The sequence below is a fragment of the Bradyrhizobium sp. NC92 genome, from assembly GCF_025200865.1.
Taxonomy (GTDB): domain Bacteria; phylum Pseudomonadota; class Alphaproteobacteria; order Rhizobiales; family Xanthobacteraceae; genus Bradyrhizobium.
Map to the genome: position 1 here is coordinate 372,270 of NZ_CP104171.1, position 14,491 is coordinate 386,760.

Annotated in this window: 19 protein-coding genes; 6 read left to right on the forward strand and 13 right to left on the reverse strand. The window is 64.9% G+C overall.

What is annotated here, in order from left to right; translation table 11 throughout:
• Nucleotides 1-18: 18 nt before the first annotated feature.
• Complete coding sequence (locus N2602_RS01760) at nt 19-891, reverse strand: Crp/Fnr family transcriptional regulator (protein WP_260381563.1); 873 nt, start codon at nt 889-891, stop codon at nt 19-21.
• Between the two features lie 78 nt (nt 892-969).
• On the opposite strand from N2602_RS01760, the gene N2602_RS01765 reads away from it, so the two are divergent.
• Nucleotides 970-1,158 (forward strand): hypothetical protein, encoded by a 189-nt coding sequence (locus tag N2602_RS01765; protein WP_260381564.1) that lies wholly within the window; start codon nt 970-972, stop codon nt 1,156-1,158.
• Nucleotides 1,159-1,209: 51 nt separating this feature from the next.
• On the opposite strand, the gene N2602_RS01770 is transcribed toward N2602_RS01765, so the two are convergent.
• Entirely contained in the window at nt 1,210-1,965 is a 756-nt protein-coding gene (locus tag N2602_RS01770; protein WP_260381565.1) for an SDR family NAD(P)-dependent oxidoreductase, read from the reverse strand.
• 192 nt (nt 1,966-2,157) lie between these two features.
• On the opposite strand from N2602_RS01770, the gene N2602_RS01775 reads away from it, so the two are divergent.
• Nucleotides 2,158-3,051, forward strand: coding sequence for an AraC family transcriptional regulator (locus N2602_RS01775; RefSeq protein WP_260381566.1), 894 nt, complete (start codon nt 2,158-2,160; stop codon nt 3,049-3,051).
• 11 nt (nt 3,052-3,062) lie between these two features.
• Nucleotides 3,063-3,836, forward strand: coding sequence for an N-acyl homoserine lactonase family protein (locus tag N2602_RS01780; protein ID WP_260381567.1), 774 nt, complete (start codon nt 3,063-3,065; stop codon nt 3,834-3,836).
• Nucleotides 3,837-3,845: 9 nt separating this feature from the next.
• On the opposite strand, the gene N2602_RS01785 is transcribed toward N2602_RS01780, so the two are convergent.
• The 4 genes from N2602_RS01785 to N2602_RS01800 all read right to left on the reverse strand — a co-directional run bounded on the left by N2602_RS01785 (nt 3,846) and on the right by N2602_RS01800 (nt 6,640).
• The gene (locus tag N2602_RS01785) at nt 3,846-4,265 is read right to left on the reverse strand and encodes a DUF6455 family protein (protein ID WP_260381568.1); all 420 of its coding nucleotides are present in this window, start codon (nt 4,263-4,265) and stop codon (nt 3,846-3,848) included.
• 226 nt (nt 4,266-4,491) lie between these two features.
• Entirely contained in the window at nt 4,492-5,277 is a 786-nt protein-coding gene (locus tag N2602_RS01790; protein WP_260381569.1) for a hypothetical protein, read from the reverse strand.
• A gap of 80 nt (nt 5,278-5,357) precedes the next feature.
• Nucleotides 5,358-5,963 (reverse strand): 3-isopropylmalate dehydratase small subunit, encoded by a 606-nt coding sequence (leuD, locus tag N2602_RS01795; protein WP_027573022.1) that lies wholly within the window; start codon nt 5,961-5,963, stop codon nt 5,358-5,360.
• A 278-nt stretch (nt 5,964-6,241) separates the two neighbouring features.
• Nucleotides 6,242-6,640: a metallopeptidase family protein gene (locus N2602_RS01800; RefSeq protein ID WP_260381570.1), complete on the reverse strand. Its 399-nt coding sequence runs from the start codon at nt 6,638-6,640 to the stop codon at nt 6,242-6,244.
• A gap of 154 nt (nt 6,641-6,794) precedes the next feature.
• Between N2602_RS01800 and N2602_RS01805 the strand changes: the two genes are divergently transcribed.
• The 3 genes from N2602_RS01805 (at nt 6,795) to N2602_RS01815 (ending at nt 8,110) form a co-directional block, all read left to right on the forward strand.
• The gene (locus N2602_RS01805) at nt 6,795-7,076 is read left to right on the forward strand and encodes a hypothetical protein (protein ID WP_260383820.1); all 282 of its coding nucleotides are present in this window, start codon (nt 6,795-6,797) and stop codon (nt 7,074-7,076) included.
• A gap of 50 nt (nt 7,077-7,126) precedes the next feature.
• Complete coding sequence (locus tag N2602_RS01810; RefSeq protein WP_172789381.1) at nt 7,127-7,387, forward strand: hypothetical protein; 261 nt, start codon at nt 7,127-7,129, stop codon at nt 7,385-7,387.
• A gap of 183 nt (nt 7,388-7,570) precedes the next feature.
• The gene (locus N2602_RS01815; RefSeq protein WP_260381571.1) at nt 7,571-8,110 is read left to right on the forward strand and encodes a hypothetical protein; all 540 of its coding nucleotides are present in this window, start codon (nt 7,571-7,573) and stop codon (nt 8,108-8,110) included.
• 59 nt (nt 8,111-8,169) lie between these two features.
• On the opposite strand, the gene N2602_RS01820 is transcribed toward N2602_RS01815, so the two are convergent.
• The 7 genes from N2602_RS01820 to ffh form a co-directional block, all read right to left on the reverse strand.
• Nucleotides 8,170-8,379: a hypothetical protein gene (locus tag N2602_RS01820; RefSeq protein ID WP_260381572.1), complete on the reverse strand. Its 210-nt coding sequence runs from the start codon at nt 8,377-8,379 to the stop codon at nt 8,170-8,172.
• Between the two features lie 90 nt (nt 8,380-8,469).
• Nucleotides 8,470-9,876, reverse strand: coding sequence for a 3-isopropylmalate dehydratase large subunit (leuC, locus tag N2602_RS01825; protein ID WP_260381573.1), 1,407 nt, complete (start codon nt 9,874-9,876; stop codon nt 8,470-8,472).
• A gap of 429 nt (nt 9,877-10,305) precedes the next feature.
• On the reverse strand, nt 10,306-10,686 hold the full coding sequence (gene rplS / locus N2602_RS01830) for a 50S ribosomal protein L19 (protein WP_036008895.1): 381 nt from the start codon (nt 10,684-10,686) through the stop codon (nt 10,306-10,308).
• Between the two features lie 111 nt (nt 10,687-10,797).
• A complete protein-coding gene (gene trmD / locus N2602_RS01835; RefSeq protein ID WP_260381574.1) occupies nt 10,798-11,553 on the reverse strand; it encodes a tRNA (guanosine(37)-N1)-methyltransferase TrmD in 756 nt (251 codons plus the stop codon).
• A 117-nt stretch (nt 11,554-11,670) separates the two neighbouring features.
• A complete protein-coding gene (rimM, locus tag N2602_RS01840; protein ID WP_260381575.1) occupies nt 11,671-12,228 on the reverse strand; it encodes a ribosome maturation factor RimM in 558 nt (185 codons plus the stop codon).
• A gap of 9 nt (nt 12,229-12,237) precedes the next feature.
• Nucleotides 12,238-12,570 carry a 30S ribosomal protein S16 gene (gene rpsP / locus N2602_RS01845; RefSeq protein ID WP_172789386.1) on the reverse strand — a complete coding sequence of 111 codons (333 nt, stop codon included), beginning with the start codon at nt 12,568-12,570 and terminating at the stop codon, nt 12,238-12,240.
• Between the two features lie 130 nt (nt 12,571-12,700).
• On the reverse strand, nt 12,701-14,257 hold the full coding sequence (gene ffh / locus N2602_RS01850) for a signal recognition particle protein (RefSeq protein ID WP_260381576.1): 1,557 nt from the start codon (nt 14,255-14,257) through the stop codon (nt 12,701-12,703).
• Nucleotides 14,258-14,491 lie beyond the last annotated feature (234 nt).

The following is a 14,491-nucleotide window of genomic DNA, read 5'->3' on the forward strand; positions in this document are numbered from 1 at the left end:
CCAAGCAGGTTTTGCTCTCTATCGTCCTGCCCGTGAAACGGCTTTGAATTCACCGCCTGCTCCGTGGGAGGCGGCGATGGCGCTTTGCCGGAACGGCGTATCGGCAGGCTGCGGCGCCGCCAATTCCTGGCAATACATCCGATCGATGGTGCGCTGCATGAGCGCATAGCAATCGCATGCGACCCTCTCGAGCCGCGCCCGATGGATTTCGACAAACCCGCGCCGGTCGGACGGGATGGCGCCGGCCTCGCGTAGCTTGCTCATCGTCAAAGTCACTGTCGTCCGCCGTACCCCAACCAGTTGCGCCAGCGCCTCCTGCGTCACCGGAAGCAGGTCCTCGGGAACGCGGTCGTGAAGCTGCAGGAGCCACCGCGCCATGCGGCCATCCACCCGATGCAGCGCGTTGCAAGCGGCGACGTGCTGGAGCTGCAATAACACGGCGCGGGCGTGGACCTGCACGACATGCCTGATCGCTGCGCTTTGCGCATGGGCCGCGCGAAATTTGGCGGCGGAAATCACCGATGCAGTGCCGGCTGTGCGGGCAATCGCGGTCACGGATGAAGGCGACGGGCCGAGCACCGAGAACGAGGCCAAAGCGCCTTCCCGTCCCATCAAGGTGGTCGCGACCGTTTGCCCGTCCGGCATGTCGAGCATGAAGGCGATCGCGCCGCTATGGGGGAAATAGACCGGGTCGAGCTCGTCGCCCGATCGCACCAGGACGGCATCGGGTTCGAACGAGACCTTCTGGAAGTGGGGTGTCAGCAAAGCGAGATCCGCCGGCGGGAGCGCCGCCAACAGCCGATTCCCGATGCCCTTGCGGTGGGCAGTCACGGTGTCCTCTGTTGAACGAGCACCCAATGAACGACGGGAATCATCTGTTTCATTCGCCATGATTATCCGAAATGCGAATTGCGGAACGGTAACGATCCAAACAGAGCTAATAGTCGAGATCAAGCACGGATAATTGCGGTGAGCTTTCCCGCATCCTCGCCGCGCAAACAGTCATACTATTTACGCCCGTTGCCACCCGGCGATGCGCACAAGGTGAAAGCTCTGCCGTACGCTGGCATCAGCGGTCCGGCAGATGGTCGGGTCTTTCTCGGTGACGATAGCGGTGGCAAGTTCGCGGATGCGATCGCGGTGATGCGGAAGGGCTGAGGGCTCGCGCACTCCATCGCCTCGCGACGAAGTGCGCAAGTGCCGCTTCGATCAGATCGTCTGTCCGCCGGACACCTCGATCCGCTGTGCTGTGACCCAGCGGTTCTCCGGACCGAGCAGGCTCGCGACCATCGGCCCGATGTCGTCGGGCAGCCCGACGCGGCCAAGCGCGGTCATTTGCGCGAACTGCTTGTTCAAATCCGGCATGTCGCGGACCGCGCCGCCGAGGAAGTCGGTCTCGATTGCGCCCGGCGCAACGACGTTGGCGGTGATGCCGCGTTCGCCGAATTCTCTTGCCATGTAGACGGTCAGAACCTCGATGGCGCCCTTGGCGGCGGCATAGGCCGAGAAGCCGGGGAAAGACACGCGCGTCAGCCCGCTCGAGAAGTTGATGATCCGGCCATTGTCGCCAAGCAGCGGCAGCAAGGCCTGCGTCAGGAAGAACGGCCCTTTGACATGCGTGTCGAAGAGCGCGTCGAACTGCTGCTCCGTCGTCTCGGTCATGGCGGCCATTTCGCCCTGGCCTGCATTGTTGACGAGATGATCGAACCTCTCGGTGTGCCAGTGCTCCGCCAGTGCCGACCCGACTTTTGCAGCGAACGCCGGAAAGGTCGATACGGAGGTGACGTCGAGCTGGAGCGCGACCGCTTTTCGGCCGAGCGCCTCGATCTCGGTGACGACCTCGCGAGCGGCGGCGGCGCCGCTGCGATAGGTCACGATGACGTCGCCGCCGTGACGCGCGATGGCGATTGCGGTATTGCGGCCAAGGCCCCGGCTGGCGCCGGTGACGAGAGAAATGGTGGGCATTGCAGGTTCCTCGTGGAGTTTCGGCGGGGCCCTTCTGCCTGTGATCGAGCGTCGGATGTTGCCGGATCCTCTGATCGTCTTGCCCAACCCTCCAAAATGTGGCCGGCGGCCGACTTGCCCAGAACTCCCGTCTTCTTGCCTGATCGCCCGCCGGCAATTGCCCGCGTGCCTGGCTCGGCCTAGATTAGGCGCGTGACCGAAACGCTGCTCCAGATCGCCAGCCGCTACGCCGCAGCTCGCGCCGACGACAAGGGCCTTGCGTCCACGCCTTTCGCCGGCATCTCGATCATTCGTGAGACCGCGCCGAGCGCGCTCCAATTTGCGATCTCCAAGCCTCTGGTCGCCTTGGTGCTGCAAGGCGCCAAGCGTGTTGCGGTCGGCGCCACGTCCTTCGACCTGGGTGCGGGCGATTCACTGGTGATCGCGAGCGACGTGCCGACGGTCAGCCAGATTACGCACGCCACAGACGCGGTGCCCTATTTGTCGCTCGTCGTCGAGCTCGATCCCATTGTCATTGAGGGGCTGGTCGTCGAGATGGGAGCGGCGCCTTATGTCCCGTCGCTGCCGCTGCGGGTCGAGCCGACGGAGCGGGATGTGAGCGACGCGGCGCTGCGGCTGTTGCGCCTGATCGATCGGCCCGCGTCCGCCTCAATCCTCCAGAGCCAAATGCTGCGGGAGCTGCATTATTGGCTGTTGGCCGGTCGGCACGGTGGCGCCATCAGGGCGCTCGGTATTGCCGACAGCCATGCGCAGCGGATCGGCCGTGCGGTTGCGATCATCCGCGCCGACTATGCCAAGCCTTTGCGTGTCGACCGGCTCGCCAAGGCTGCGGGGATGAGCCAGTCGGCATTTCACCTGCACTTTCGCAGCGTCACGTCGCTGACCCCGCTTCAGTTTCAGAAGCAGCTTCGTCTGATCGAGGCGCGCCGCACCATGCTGGCCGATGGCGCAAGCATCGCGACCGCCTCGCATCGGGTCGGCTACGAAAGCGTCACGCAGTTCACGCGGGAATATTGCCGGCTTTTCGGCATGCCGCCTGGGCGCGACATGCGCGAGGCGAAGCGGCGCGTCGAATCGGCGGCTTGAAGAGTTCTCAAATGGCGACAATCGACAGGATCTACATCCTCGACGGAGGCATTGCGGAGGTCGAAGACGGTTCGATCTATTCTCCCGGCATCAACGTAGGCGTTCCCATGACGTTGAGCTGCAATGCCTATCTCATCGGTCACCGTGGTGAGTGGCTGATCTGGGATACGGGCATTGAGGATGAGCTGGCGAAGCATCCGGAAGGGCGCATCATCGCGCATGGCATACGCGGCATCGTGCGTCGTCCCATCGCGGACCAATTGGATGAAATCGGGGTGCGGCCCCGCGATATCCGCACGATCCTCCTTTCCCACGCGCATTTCGATCATATCGGGAATGTCGATCTGTTCGAAAATGCAAGATGGATCGCTCAGCGGGCCGAATTCGAGGCCATGTTCGGGCCTGAGCCTGACGAATTCGGCTACTCGCTTCAGCACTACAGGATGTTGAAGGAGCGGCCTTACGAGATCGTCGATGGTGATCACGACATCTTCGGCGACGGCGCAGTGCGCATGATCTTCACGCCCGGCCATACGCTTGGGCATTGCTCGCTGATGCTGAAGCTGCCGCGGCGCGGCGCCGTGCTGCTGAGCGGCGACGTCGCGCATAACCGAGAGAACCTCCGGCGCATGCGTGTACCGTCGTTCAATGCCCACCCGCAGGCGACGGTTGCGTCGATGGCCAAGGTGGTCGAGCTGCTACGCCTCGAGAACGCCGAAATCTGGATCAATCACGATACCGCGCAAAGCGAAGGGATGGCTTACGCGCCGAAGTGGATCGAGTAACGCAACGCCTCACCGCGGCGCGTGTTCGGCGCGCTCGAGCGTCTCCAGCGTCGAGGCGTTGGCGCAATAGCCGTAGTAATTCTCCGCGGCGGTGCCCTCAGCGAGATCGCGGTCGCACTGTCCCTTTTGATTGCAGAGCGAGCAGACCCGTTCGAGGTCGCGGAGCAGCAGCGGCTGCGCGCGGCCGAGCGCCTCAGTGCTGATGCCGAGCTGCTCGAGCATCTTCGGCAATTCGTCGGCGGCGTGGCGGCCGTGACGGACCAGCTCCTCCAGATCGTCGGGCGCGATCCTGAGATCATTGGCGATCCGGTCGAAATCGGCGCGGTCGAGCTGCCGCATCTCGTTGATCTCGCGGCGGTGCTTCAGCCAGTTCGCGAAGGACTCGATGAGATCCTGGACGATGGGATAGGGCCTGGTTGCGGTGCTCATGGCAAGCTCCATTCGGACGAGCGGAATTGGAGCGAGATAAGCACAATGATGCAGAAGCGCGTTGCGCTGGATCAAACAGGATGGGGCATTAATCCGGTCTCGTGCCCCGGACGCGGCGCAGCACGTAGTGGTGCGCCGCTGAGCCGGGGCCCATCGCGCCGCTTGCTGGGTCCCGGCTCTGCGGAGCAGCGTTGCACGCTGCACCGCGTCCGGGACACGGAGAGCGCTAAGCGAATCGCTCCGCCGCCCACGCATACAGGCTACCGGGAATCGGCTTCTCGCCGCCGCGGCCCTTCGGCGAGATGTGGAGGCCGATGATGCTGGGGTCGGTGACGAGACCGAGATAGCTCGAGGGATCGAAGAACAGTCTTGGCTCGGCATGCACGGCGTAGAACGACTGCTTCGGCAATGCGTTCTGCAATTCACCGGTACGCCGCGCCAGCGCTGTGAGTGCCGCGGGCCCGTAGATCGCGACGCGAATATCCGAGAGCCGGTTCGAGCCGCCGCGCAGGCGACGCATCATGAAGGTGATGCGATGGCGCAGCGACAGCCAGTTCGGCGTCAGCTCCTCCTGCTCCATCAGCTCCTCGAAGGCGGCGACGATGCCGTGCGCGGGCGGCAGGTAGAGCACGGAATTGCCGAGCTGGCGCGGCCGCTCCCAGGCGAAGTAGGGCTTTGCCGGATCGATCTCGACCGGCTTCAGGAGCAGCACGTCGGCGTCGAGCCAGAGGCCGAGGCCCTTCGCCATCAGCTTCATGCGGAAGAAGTCGCTGAACTGCAGAATGGTCCAGTCGCGCCAGCTGCCATCCGGCTGCGGCGGGCGCAAGCGTTCGGAGAACGCGTGCGGCAGGATCGCCTCGGCCTCGGCATTCGCAGCGCCGGCGGGGAGGCCGGGAATGGGATCGAAGCTGTAGACCGTGACCTTGTGCCCGGCAGCCAATTGCGAGCGCAGACAGGTCTGGCGTAGCGCATCCATCGGGCCGTGCCAGAAGGTGACGATCTCGGGCAGCATGGGCAAATCTATACGGGACAATCGGAGCAAACAAAAAGCCCCGGCGCAGACAGCACCGGGGCTCGAACCATAGTCTGCAATCAGGCCCAGGCGCGCTCGCGCTTGAGCTTGTCCTCATAGGAGTCGATCGAGGCCTTCTTCTCCATGGTGAGGCCGATGTCGTCGAGGCCGTTGATCAGGCAGTGCTTGCGGAACGGATCGATCTCGAACTTGACCTTGCCACCGTCGGGGCCGCGGATCTCCTGGTTCGGCAGGTCGATCGTCAGCGTCGCATTGGCGCCGCGCTCGGCGTCGTCGAACAGCTTGTCGAGGTCTTCCTGAGACACGCGGATCGGCAGAATGCCGTTCTTGAAGCAATTGTTGTAGAAGATGTCGCCGAACGAGGTCGAGATCACGCAGCGGATGCCGAAGTCGAGCAGCGCCCAGGGCGCATGCTCGCGGCTCGAGCCGCAGCCGAAATTGTCGCCGGCGACCAGCACCTTCGCATTGCGATAGGCCGGCTGGTTGAGCACGAAGTCCGGGTTCTCGCTGCCGTCATCCTTGTAGCGCTGCTCGGAGAAGAGTCCCTTGCCAAGGCCGGTGCGCTTGATTGTCTTGAGGTACTGCTTCGGAATGATCATGTCGGTGTCGACATTGATGATCTTCAGCGGCGCCGCGACGCCTTCCAGCGTGGTGAACTTGTCCATGGTTGCGCTTTCCCGCACGTGGTTCAGGGAACCGGCTATTTATCGCGATCGGACCGGGAATCCTAGGCCGAAATCGGCAGGGCTCGTCTGCCTTAGGGGTTTGAGGCTCAATGGTGCGGCATCGGGACTTTACCTCTCCCGCTTGCGGGGGAGGTCGACGCGCGAAGCGCGGCGGGTGGGGGCTCTCTCCTCTAGGGGAGTCCCACTGCGGAGACACCCTCTCCCCAGCCCTCTCCCGCAAGCGGGAGAGGGAGCGCACTTCGCGCGTGGCAACGGTGTTACCCCGCCTTGGCCTCAATGGCCGCCATATCGTCGTCCGACAGACCAAAATGGTGGCCGATCTCGTGGATCAGGACGTGGCGGACGATGTGGCCGAGGCTTTCGTCGTGCTCGGCCCAATAGTCCAGGATCGGGCGGCGGTAGAGCCAGACCATGTTGGGCAGCCGCGCCACGTCGCCAAAGCTCTGCTGGGGCAGGCCGACGCCCTGGAACAGGCCGAGCAGGTCGAACTCGCTCTCGCATTCCATCTCGTCCAGGACCTCCCCGGTCGGGAAGTCCTCGACGCGGACGATCACGCCCTCGCAGAGTTTGCGAAAGTCCGCCGGCAGGCGCTCGAACACGTCGTGAGTCATCGCTTCCATCTCGGCGAGCGAAGGCGCTTTCAATTCCGTCCACATGTGCCCCTCATACCGCGGGTTCCGTGGCGATGCATCTGGCTTTATAAGCGGCGAGGTTGACGGGCGCCGCCAAAACGGGGAGCGTGGGGCGGTCAATGGGACGTTTCAGGTGGGCGGAAAAATGCGAGCGAAAACAGCGCTGACTCTACTGTGCATGGGGTTGTTTTCGCAGTTTTGCGTCGGTGCCGAGGCGCAGACAGCCAGTTCCGGACTCCGGATGGTCCAATTGGTCTCGCCGGACGATGTCCCCCCGCCGCGCAAGCGGCCTCCAGCGCGTCTGCGCGTCACGCCCTATTACAGCCCGGATGGCGTCTATCCCCGCTACAATCCCGGCCCCGACGCGGTCCGCGTCTGCAACGCCACCTATGTGCAGGAGTACCGGCCGAGCGGTACGGTGATCGTGCCGCGCGTGAGCTGCTACTGGCGCCGGGGCTGACCGTCGATGCCCGCGCCAGCGAGCTTCGCGGTGGCCTCGTGAGGGCCATGATGGCGAGATGGATCGCATTAGCAATTGCCGCCGCGCTTGCCGCCGGACTGCCTTGCGCGTCCGCCGCGCCAAGGGCGACGATCCCGGAGGCGTCGGCAGGGATCGCGGTTTTCGATGTGCGACGACACGCGCGGACATATGACATGGCGCGGCCTGCCGTACGCCGCGATCCGCGCTACTACGCGCGCCCTGTCTACTATCGTCCCTATCCCTACGGCGTGCCGGCGCCGTTCGTCTTCAGCTACGGGCCCTTCTGGTAAGGCGCCGCCTTGGACCGCCGGCTTTGTGATCGTGCGAGGCACGGCATCGCGGCGCCGCGTGTCGTTCATTCATGGCGCGTTCACATCGCTGTCCGCAACTTAATCCCTGGAGCGACTGCAATTGAACAGCAATGGCGCGGCCGAGACGTCGCAGCTCTGCCGTCCGGGTTCAGGGAGGATTTCATGCTGATGATATTGGGTCGTCGGGCCAGCCCGATGCGCCTGCTTGGGCTTGCGGCCGCCGCGACGCTGATGCTGTCGGCCGGCACCGCGCGTCGCGCTGAAGCGCTCACCTTGATCAATCCGGCGACCTCGCCGGTAACGAAGGCCGCAACCGACGATCTCGTCACGCAGGTTCGCCATGGCGGGCACGGCGGACATGGTGGCGGCGGGCATTTTCACGGCGGAGGTTTCCGCGGTGGCGGCGGACATATCGGCGGTTTCCGCGGCGGTGGCTTTCATGGCGGCGGCTTCCGCGCCGCGCCGGCCTTGCACGGCGGCGGCATTCGTTACGGCGGATTCCGTCACTACGGCGGCCATCACCGGCACTGGGGCTATCGCCCCCATTACGGCTATCGCCACTTCCACCGGCGCCACTATTATGGTGGCTATTATCCCTACTACCACTATCCGCGCCGCTGCCGGATCATCTGGACCTATTACGGCCCGCGCCGGGTCTGCCGCTGGCCCCGCTGGCACTATCCGTACCGGTATTATTGGTGATGTGAGCTATTCGAGCAGCGTCATGGCCGGGACACGCCCGGCCATGACGGAGAGACTTGTTAGAGCCAGTCCTTCAGCTTCCACGACGAAGCCTTCCACCGCATCAACGTCTCGATCTTCCATTGCTTGAACATCGCCGGTGGCCAGCGGCTCAGCTTGGAGGTCTCCTCGACCTCCGGCTTGGCGACGATGCGCAATGGCGCCGCGCGCCGGCGGTGCTGGCGCGTCGCTTCGCTGATGAGATCGACATATTCCGGCTTGTTGGCCATGACGTGTCCTCGCGAAACCGTCGCGAGGACACTGTCGGCGCCGCCGATTAACGACGCTTTGCCGCGATCGCTACAATTGCAGGAAGTAGCTTAGCGCCAGTCCCTGACGTCGACGAAGTGACCTGCGATCGCCGCCGCGGCCGCCATCGCCGGCGACACCAGATGGGTGCGGCCCTTGAAACCCTGGCGGCCCTCGAAATTGCGATTCGAGGTCGAGGCGCAGCGCTCTTCCGGCTTCAGCTTGTCCGGGTTCATGGCAAGGCACATCGAGCAGCCCGGCTCGCGCCATTCGAAGCCGGCCTTGATGAAGATCTTGTCGAGACCCTCGGCCTCGGCCTGCTCCTTCACGATGCCGGAGCCCGGCACGACCATGGCGTTGACGTTCGCCGACACGGTCTTGCCTTCCGCGATCTTCGCTGCCGCACGCAAATCCTCGATGCGGCCGTTGGTGCAGGAGCCGATGAAGACGCGGTCGAGCTTGATGTCGGTGATCTTCGTGCCTGCGGTCAGGCCCATGTACTTCAGCGCGCGATGCTTGGAGATGCGCTTGGCCTCGTCCGCGATCTTGTCGGGATCGGGCACGATGCCGGTGACCGAGATGACGTCCTCAGGGCTGGTGCCCCAGGTCACGATCGGCGGCAGCTTTGCCGCATCGAGGCGCAGCTCGTGGTCGAAATGCGCGCCGTCGTCGGAGCGCAGCTTCTCCCAGTAGCGCATCGCCGCGTCCCAGTCCGCGCCCTTCGGCGCCTTGGCGCGGCCGCGCAGGAAGTCGAACGCCTTCTGGTCGGGCGCAACCAGGCCGGCGCGGGCGCCGCCTTCGATCGACATGTTGCAGACCGTCATGCGGCCTTCCATCGAGAGCGCGCGAATCGCTTCGCCGGCGTATTCCAGCACGTAGCCGGTGCCGCCGGCGGTGCCGATCTCGCCGATGATGGCCAGAATGATATCCTTGCCCGTCACGCCCTCCGGCAGTTTGCCGTCGACGGTGACACGCATGTTCTTGGCCTTCTTCTGGATCAGCGTCTGCGTCGCCAGCACGTGCTCGACCTCGCTGGTGCCGATGCCGTGCGCGAGCGCGCCGAACGCGCCATGCGTCGAGGTGTGGCTGTCACCGCAGACGATGGTGGTGCCGGGCAGCGTAAAGCCCTGCTCGGGGCCGATGACGTGGACGATGCCCTGACGCTTGTCGAACTCGTTGTAATATTCGATGCCGAATTCCCTGGCATTCTCGGCCAGCGCCTTGATCTGCTCGATGCTTTCGGGATCGGGATTCGGCTTGGTGCGGTCGGTGGTCGGCACGTTGTGATCGACGACGGCGAGCGTCTTCTCGGGCGCGTGGACCTTGCGCCCCGTTGCGCGCAGGCCTTCGAACGCCTGCGGCGAGGTCACCTCGTGCACCAGATGGCGATCGATGTAGAGCAGGCAGGTGCCGTCCTCGGCTTCGTGCACCAGATGGTCGTTCCAGATCTTGTCGTACAGGGTGGTCGGCTTGGACATGAGCTCGAGCTCCGAAGAATGTGTGTCAGCGATGAGCGCGGCAGAGCGCGCGGGCAACAAAATCGTCAGCGCAGCTTTTTAGGCTGCGCGGCTAAGCTCTGACGTTGCCGAGGTCGCGAAGCGTCCGAAGAACCGGCCAGGCAGCCGCGAGCGATCGTCGATGACGATGCGCCGGACGGGTGCGAAGCTGGTCGGATCTGGAAACATTCTAGAAGCTATATAGCACGCGGAAGTTAAAGCGCGAGAGTTAGCTGCATCGTCATTGCGAGGAGCCCTTGCGACGAAGCAATCCAGACTGTCTCCGCGGAAAGATTCTGGATTGCTTCGTCGCGCTCGCAATGACGAGGTCGGGAAGGGCGCCCGGAGCCCAAAACAAAAAAGCGCGGAGCCGAGCCCCGCGCTTTCGAAAGACTTGCCTGGTGACGAAGCTTACTCGCCGACGGCAGCAGCGCGGTCCTGCTTCTCGACGATGCGGGCCGACTTGCCGCGAAGGTTGCGGAGGTAATAGAGCTTGGCACGACGCACCTTGCCGCGGCGCACCACCTTGATCGAGTCGATCATCGGGGAGAGCAGCGGAAACACGCGCTCGACGCCCTCGCCATAGGAGATCTTGCGCACGGTGAAGCTCTCGTTGAGGCCACCGCCGGAACGGCCGATGCAGACGCCCTCATAGGCCTGCACGCGGGTGCGGTCGCCTTCGACGACCTTCACGTTGACGATCACGGTGTCGCCGGGGGCGAATTCCGGGATGTCCTTGCCGGCGGACAGCTTGTCGAATTGCTCCTGCTCGAGCTGCTTGATCAGGTTCATGGGTAAATCTCCATCGGCGCGCCCAGCCTTTAAGAAACGGGGGCTGCGTGAAATTCGTCTATCCAGCCATTGCGGATTTGGCCGCTCCTATAAGGCAAGCCGGAGCGTTTGTCACCCGTCTGTCTTGTTTTTTGGCGTTTTTTGGCCGCTCCCCCGATTCGCGGCCTTTTCACACAAATCCGGACGCCGGGCGGCGGTCAGGGCCTCGGATTCGGTCCGCCGCCACGCCGCCACCTTGGCGTGGTCGCCGGAGGTGAGGATGGCAGGGATCGGAACCCCCTCGAACAGCTGCGGGCGGGTGTATTGTGGGTACTCCAGCAGGCCGTCCGAAAAGCTTTCCTCGGTTCCCGAGGCTTCCTTGCCCATCACCCCCGGCAGCAGCCGGACGCAGGCGTCGATCAGGGCCATGGCTGCGATTTCGCCCCCGGACAGCACGTAATCGCCGATCGAGACCTCCTCCAGGCCCCGGGCGTCGATCACCCGCTGGTCCACCCCCTCGAACCGCCCGCAGACGATCAGGGGGCCGGGGCTCCGGACGAGCTCGGTGACGCGGGCCTGGGTCAATGGCCGACCCCGGGGGCTCATGAGGAGGCGTGGCCGCGCTTTTGAGGGGTCCTGCCCGATCTCGGCGGCATCGATCGCCGCCGCCAAAACGTCCGCCCGCAGCACCATGCCCGGGCCGCCGCCGGCAGGGGTATCGTCGACGCTGCGGTGGCGGTCGGTCGCGGAGGCCCGGATGTCCCGCGCCTCGATCTGCCAGAGCCCGGACGCGAGCGCCCGGCCGGCGAGGCTCACGCCGAGCGGCCCCGGAAACATCTCCGGAAACAGCGTCAGCACCGTCGCGCGCCAGGGTGAGGGGTTGGTCATTGCATCCCGATCTCGTCGTCCCGGGGCGCGCGAAGCGCGAGCCCGGGACCCATAACCACCGCAACCCGTGTTGCGATGGCTGGAACTGCCAGCTTAGCCAAAAACTACGCGTCGTGGTTATGGGTCCCCGCCTTCGCGGGGACGACTCGCGGAGGGAGTATTGCCAGGCTCCTCGCCCTCGATCTCCTGCGGCAGCGCGATCACGACGCGGCCGCCCTTGAGGTTGACCTCCGGCACCACCGCGTTGGAGAACGGCAGCAGCATGGTCGGGCCCTTGAGCGGCGCGATCTCGATGATGTCGCCGGCGCCGAAATTGTGGATCGCGAGCACGCGGCCGAGCGCGTCGCCATCAATGGTGACGGCGGCGAGCCCGATCAGATCGGTGTGGTAATATTCGTCCTCGTCCGTCGCGGGCAGTTTGTCGCGCGCGACATAGAGCTCGATGCCGTTGAGGCGCTCGGCCTCATCGCGGGTCGCGACACCCTTGAATGTCGCGACCAGATGATCCCTGGCCTCGCGCACCTGCGCGATCTCGAACTGGCGCCTGCCGTCCTTGGTCGACAGCGGACCGTAGCGGCGGACGGCGAAGGGATCCTCGGTGAAGGTCCACAGCTTGACCGCACCGCGCACACCATGCGCGGCGCCGATCCGCGCGACGCAGACCAGCGCCGACATGATCCAGCCTTACGCCTTGGCGGCGGCTTCGGCCTGCGCCTTGCGCTCCTTGCGCGGCACGGCCTTCTGCGGGTTGTTGCGCGCTTCGCGCTTCGCGACGCCGGCGGCGTCGAGGAAACGCGCGACGCGATCGGACGGCTGCGCGCCCTTGGCGAGCCAGGCCTTCACCTTGTCCATGTCGAGCTTGAGGCGGGTCTCGTTGTCCTTCGGCAGCAGCGGATTGAAATAGCCGAGACGCTCGATGAAGCGGCCATCGCGGGGAAAGCGCGAATCGGCGACGACGACGTGATAGACGGGACGCTTCTTGGTGCCTGCACGGGCGAGGCGGATAACGACGGACATGTTGGTCTCCTGAGTAGTTGTTAATTCAAAGGTCGGTTTGGTTCGTCATTGCGAGCGCAGCGAAACAATCCAGGAAGCATCCGCGGAGAAAGTCTGGATTGCTTCGCTGCGCTCGCAATGACGGGCGAAGTCACTTCTTCTTCCCCAGTCCGGGGAAGCCGCCGAGCCCGGGAAGGGTCGGCTTGTTGCTGAGGCCCGTGAGCCCCGGCACATTCGGCAGGCCCTGGCGAAGCCCGGCCGGCAGATCCTTCGGCAGATTCGGCAGGCCTTGTCCGCCGCCCGCGCCTTGCATCTTCTCCTGCAGCGCCTTCATCTCTTCGGGCGAGGGCATCTTCATGCCGCCGCCGAAGCCCATCGCCTGCGCGATGCCGGCGAGCGGGCCGCGCTTGCCCGAACCCATGGCCTTCATCATATCGGCCATGTTCCGGTGCATCTTCAAAAGCTTGTTGACGTGTTCGACGCTCTGGCCGCTGCCGGCCGCGATGCGCTTCTTGCGGCTGGCTTTCAGAAGGTCCGGATGACGGCGTTCATCGCGCGTCATGGAATCGATGATCGCGACCTGGCGCTTCAGAATCTTGTCGTCGATGCCCGCCGCCGCGATCTGGTTCTTCATCTTGGAGATGCCGGGCATCATGCCCATCAGTCCGCTGATGCCGCCCATATTGGCCATCTGCAGCAGCTGCTCGCGCATGTCGTTGAGGTCGAACTGGCCCTTGCGCATGCGCTCGGCGGTGCGCGCGGCCTTCTCGGCGTCGATGTTGGCGGCGGCGCGCTCGACCAGCGAGACCACGTCGCCCATGCCGAGGATGCGGCCGGCGATACGGTCGGGGTGGAAATCTTCCAGCGCGTCGGTCTTTTCACCGGTGCCGATCAGCTTGATCGGCTTGCCGGTGACCGCGCGCATCGACAGCGCGGCGCCGCCGCGGCCGTCGCCGTCAACGCGTGTGAGCACGATGCCGGTGAGACCGACGCGCTGATCGAACGAGCGCGCCAGATTCACTGCGTCCTGGCCGGTGAGGCTGTCGGCGACCAGCAGCACTTCGTGCGGGTTGGCCGCCGCTTTGATCGCAGCCGCCTCCGCCATCATCTCTTCGTCGAGCGTGGTGCGGCCGGCGGTGTCGAGCAGCACGATGTCGTAGCCGCCGAGCTTGCCGGCTTCCAGCGCGCGTTTTGCAATTTGCGGCGGCTGCTGGCCGGCCACGATCGGCAGCGTCGGAATGTCGAGGTCGCGGCCGAGCACGGCCAGCTGCTCCATCGCCGCCGGACGGTAGACGTCGAGCGAGGCCATCAGCACCTTGCGCTTGTCGCGCTGGACCAGGCGGCGGGCGAGCTTTGCGGTGGTGGTGGTCTTACCGGAGCCTTGCAGGCCGACCATCATGATCGGCACCGGCGGCACGGAATTGACGTCGATGGTCTGGCCTTCGCTGCCGAGCGTGTTGACCAGCTCGTCATGGACGATCTTGACCACCATCTGGCCGGGGGTGACCGACTTGACGACGGTGGCGCCGATCGCCTGTTCACGCACGCGCTCGGTGAAGCTGCGCACCACTTCGAGCGCGACGTCGGCCTCCAGCAGCGCGCGGCGCACCTCGCGCATCGCGGCGTCGACGTCCTTTTCGGTCAGCGCACCGCGCCCCGTCAGACGATCGAGAATGCCACCAAGCCGTTCCGACAGATTGTCGAACAATGCCGTTGTCCTCTTTTACCTCTCCCCGCCCGCGGGGAGAGGTCGCCGCGCTCTTCGCGGCGGGTGAGGGGGTCGGGACCATCGACGCGCACCATGCGCGGAGAGAGCCCCTCACCCCGACCCTCTCCCCGCAAGAGCGGGGCGAGGGAGAAGTAAGTCCAAACACCTTTGCGCCCGAGGGCGCACAGCGCTGTCGGGCGTTGACCTCCGGTCCTAAGGCCGGTCGGCGGGTCG